General features: G+C 55.9%; 4 protein-coding genes and 1 pseudogene. All 5 read right to left on the minus strand.

Annotation, left to right across the window (positions count from 1 at the left end):
• Nucleotides 1-37: 37 nt before the first annotated feature.
• Entirely contained in the window at nucleotides 38-736 is a 699-nt protein-coding gene (locus ACLQ7H_RS12870) for a phosphoglycolate phosphatase (RefSeq protein WP_411753008.1), read from the minus strand.
• Nucleotides 729-1,406, minus strand: coding sequence for a ribulose-phosphate 3-epimerase (gene rpe / locus ACLQ7H_RS12875; protein ID WP_024482734.1), 678 nt, complete (start codon nucleotides 1,404-1,406; stop codon nucleotides 729-731). The genes ACLQ7H_RS12870 and rpe overlap by 8 nt, the downstream gene beginning before the upstream one ends.
• A gap of 26 nt (nucleotides 1,407-1,432) precedes the next feature.
• Nucleotides 1,433-2,254, minus strand: a complete 822-nt coding sequence (gene dam / locus ACLQ7H_RS12880; RefSeq protein WP_411753009.1) for an adenine-specific DNA-methyltransferase — start codon at nucleotides 2,252-2,254, stop codon at nucleotides 1,433-1,435.
• 84 nt (nucleotides 2,255-2,338) lie between these two features.
• Complete coding sequence (locus tag ACLQ7H_RS12885; protein WP_411753010.1) at nucleotides 2,339-3,331, minus strand: SPOR domain-containing protein; 993 nt, start codon at nucleotides 3,329-3,331, stop codon at nucleotides 2,339-2,341.
• 282 nt (nucleotides 3,332-3,613) lie between these two features.
• A pseudogene (gene aroB, locus ACLQ7H_RS12890) lies at nucleotides 3,614-4,016 on the minus strand (3-dehydroquinate synthase); the annotation flags it as partial.

Raw genomic sequence — 4,016 nt, forward strand, 5'->3', positions numbered from 1 at the left:
GGCTGCGCGCCGCTGAAAACGATGGGCTTACTCATAGTTAAATTTCCCGATCTTCTAAAGATGACAGCCCAAGTGCGGGCAACAAATCGGCGAAGCGCTCCAACACGCGGTCGGGGTGGCTCAGGGCAATCGCTTCACCGTAGTTATATCCGTAAGTCAGGCCAACGCTCGGGCAACCTGCCGCCTGCGCCGCCTGAATATCATTGCGTGAATCCCCAACGAACAGCACTTCACCGGCCCGCAGACCAAGCTTGCCGAACACCAGATACAGCGGGGCAGGATGTGGTTTTTTCTCCACCACGTCGTCACCGCCGATGATCAGCGAGAAAAAATCGATAATGCCGAGCGCCGTCAGCAAAGGGGCCACAAAGGGAGTCGGTTTGTTGGTAACCAGCGCCAGCGGGTAGCCAAGCTTGGCCAACTGGGCCAGCGTTTCTGTCACCTGCGGGAACAGGCGGCTGCCGCTCTCAACGGTTTGCGCATAGAAATGGTCGAAACGTTGACGCATTTGCAAACACCGCTCCGGCGTGGCTTCTACCTCAGCCCAGCGCAGCGCACGCTGGACCAACACATCGGCACCGTTACCAATCCAGGTGCCAACGCGGGCCTCACCGGCCTGCGGCAGACCCATTTCCACCAACGCCATATCGATGGCCGCCGCCAAACCCGGCGCACTGTCTACCAGCGTGCCGTCAAGATCGAAGGCCAGACCGCGGATAGCGCTAAAATCAGCCATGACTCACCTTGGCCAGCTCACTGCGCATTTGATCGATCACCGCGCGGTAATCCGGTTTGCCAAAGATGGCCGAGCCTGCCACGAACATGTCCGCGCCCGCTGCTGCGATCTCGGCAATGTTGTCGACCTTCACGCCGCCGTCCACTTCCAAGCGAATGTCGCGGCCGCTTTCGTCGATCAGTTTGCGAACCTGACGCAGCTTGTCTAACGTGCCATGGATAAAGGATTGACCACCAAAACCAGGGTTGACCGACATCAGCAGGATCACGTCGATCTTGTCCATCACGTAATCGAGATAGCTCAACGGGGTCGCAGGGTTAAACACCAGTCCCGCCTTGCAGCCGTTCTCTTTGATCAGTTGGATGGTACGGTCGACGTGTTCGGAAGCTTCGGGATGGAAAGAGATGTAGGTTGCCCCAGCCTTGGCAAAGTCCGGCACGATACGATCGACCGGTTTTACCATCAGATGGACGTCAATCGGTGCGGTAATGCCGTAATTGCGCAAGGCTTCGCACACCATTGGCCCGATCGTCAGGTTAGGCACGTAGTGGTTATCCATCACGTCAAAATGCACCACGTCGGCGCCAGCGGCCAACACTTTGGCAGTATCTTCACCCAGGCGGGCAAAATCTGCAGACAGAATGGACGGGGCAATCAAAAACTTTTTCATCCGCTTCTCCAAACGTAGGGGTCGAGTTATTCCGCTTTTTTATACAGCGCCAGAAGTTCGTTCACTTTACTGCGGCCTAAAATATTGCGGCTGATGGTGCGACGAGCCTTCACCACATGCAGCGAAGCATGCTGATACCAGTCACGCGTCAGTTCGGTGTCGTGGTTGGAAATCAACACCGGCACCTGGCTTTCAACCGACAGCTGATGCGCAATGCGCGCCAGCCCTTGCTGATCGGCCAGGCTAAAGCTGTTGGTGTGATAAGCAGTAAAGTTCGCCGTTGCCGACAGAGGGGCATAAGGCGGATCGCAATAGACCACTGCCCCTTGGGTCGCCTTGACCATGGTATCGTGATAGTGCTCGCAGACAAAAGTGGCATTGCGTGATTTTTCAGCAAACCAATACAGCTCTTCTTCCGGGAAGTAGGGCTTCTTGTAACGCCCAAACGGCACATTGAACTCACCACGCAGGTTATAGCGACACAGGCCGTTATAGCAGTGGCGGTTCAGATACAGGAACAGCAGCGCGCGCCGATAATCATCGGTGGTGGTGTTGAACTCTTCGCGCAGCAGGTAGAACTGGTCTGAGTTATTGAATTGGTCGGTGAAAAGCAAGCGGGCATCGCGCACGAAATCATCCGTGCGCAGCTTAACGATGTTATACAGGCTGATAAGGTCGCTGTTGATATCGGCGAGAATATAGGCCTCGTACTCTGTGTTCAGGAAGACTGAACCCGCGCCCACGAAGGGCTCGATTAAGCAGTTACCCTCTGGTAAATGACGACGGATCTCGTCTATCAGCGGGTATTTTCCACCAGCCCATTTTAAAAAAGCGCGGTTTTTCTTCATGCCGTCAGTTAGCTACTTATTACAATTCAGAGCGGCGGATATGTACTCTGCTTCAGACAGCACATCAGCGCACAAAATTAATGATTATTTTTTCAGGTCTTGCTGTACTTGCTGTACAGGACGGACCCATGGTTTTTTCGCCTGAACTTCCGCCGGCAGCGTGGCGATGGCACGCTTGGCCTCCGCCGAAGAAGCGTAGTTGCCGCTCACTAACACATACCAGGGTTTACCATCACGCTTGGTCTCGTACACCATAAAGTGTGGCAAATTCTGTTGCTTGGCAAAGGCATTCAACGTATCGGAGCGTGAGGCACTGCTCAACTGCAGCGTGTAATGGCTACCCGGTGCGGTTTTCAGTGAGCTTCCGCTGCCGCTCACCACACCACTCTTGCCTTTGGCCGGTGGGGTGTAAACCGTGGTGGTGGTCGCAGAAGGTTTGACCGATGCTGTCGGCTTGGTTGCTACTGGCTTGGTGGCAGGCGTTTTATGCGGCTGCGTCGCAGCGGTTGCATTGCCATTCGCCGCCGGACGCGCGGTAGCACCGTTCATCACGGTCGCCGGAGCGGTTGGCAAAGCGGAAGCTGGGGCATTAATATTTTGCGCGGCAGCAGCATCAACCTGACCTTGCTGTGATGACAAGGCATCGGCCATGTTGCCAGGCAGATCGACACGCTCACCAGCCCCGCCCTGTGGCGCTACAGGTTGTGCTTCGGTCGGCGTGCTGGAGATAGGTGGGACGCTAACGGTTTGGGGCTGAGAGGTGCTGACACCGTTGTTATCGTTGGTATCCGTAGTGCCGCCCGCAACGCCGTTGTTGCTGGTGGTCAACGACGAGGAGCCCGACAGATTGATGTCGCGGGTTGCCCCTTGTTGCGCAACCTCGTGCTTGGTGGGGGCCTTCAGCGCCGAACCGATACCGATGATCAGCAACAGCAGCACCAAAATGCCAATCCCAATCATCATATGCTGACGTGAAACGGCAAAACGCGGCCCAGTTGCGGCTGGCCGACGTGAACGCGAAGGACGGCGATCGCTGGTATCAGGCCTGAGATCGTCTTCTGGTTTAAATTCATCCATCTGAAACCCTCCAACTAGAGGCAAAATCTCGCCACCCAGGTGGTTCGAGACTATTAACCCGATGATGGCAAAGCGACATCTGTCTCGCCCTGCGCACTAATTAATATAGAGTCTAACAGCAGCCAAGCTACTGTTATAGCCCGCAAGTTCAAGCACTGCCGACCTGCGTCAAATTACGCCGTCCATGGAATTGCCCGGCGGGCAAGGTTCAGCCCCGATAGCAGCAAAGAAACGGCTACATATCGACCTGGCGAAACGTTAACGTTATTGAGTGTAACCGACTTACGCGCGCTGTGTTGGTAAACAGTCGGCGATGGATGCCAGCACCAGCTCATGGCCGACACCGCCACGAACTTCTGCTTCACCAATGCTCTTCGGCAATACCAAACGCAACGCCCCCGCCAACACTTTTTTATCACGCAGCATGTGTGGCAGATAGGCCTCAGGCGTCATCTCCTGCGGCCCGCAAACCGGCAACCCGGCGCGCAACAGCAGCGCCTTGATCCGTTCGATATCGTCAGCCGAGAACTGGCCCAGGCGACGTGCTGTTTGCGCAGCCATCACCATGCCAGCCGCCACGGCTTCACCGTGCAGCCAGACACCATAACCCATTTCGGCTTCGATGGCATGGCCGTAGGTATGGCCCAGATTGAGCAGTGCCCGCAGACCGTTTTCACGTTCATCG

This window comes from Serratia sp. (in: enterobacteria) (assembly GCF_046715635.1).
Taxonomy (GTDB): Bacteria; Pseudomonadota; Gammaproteobacteria; order Enterobacterales; family Enterobacteriaceae; genus Chania.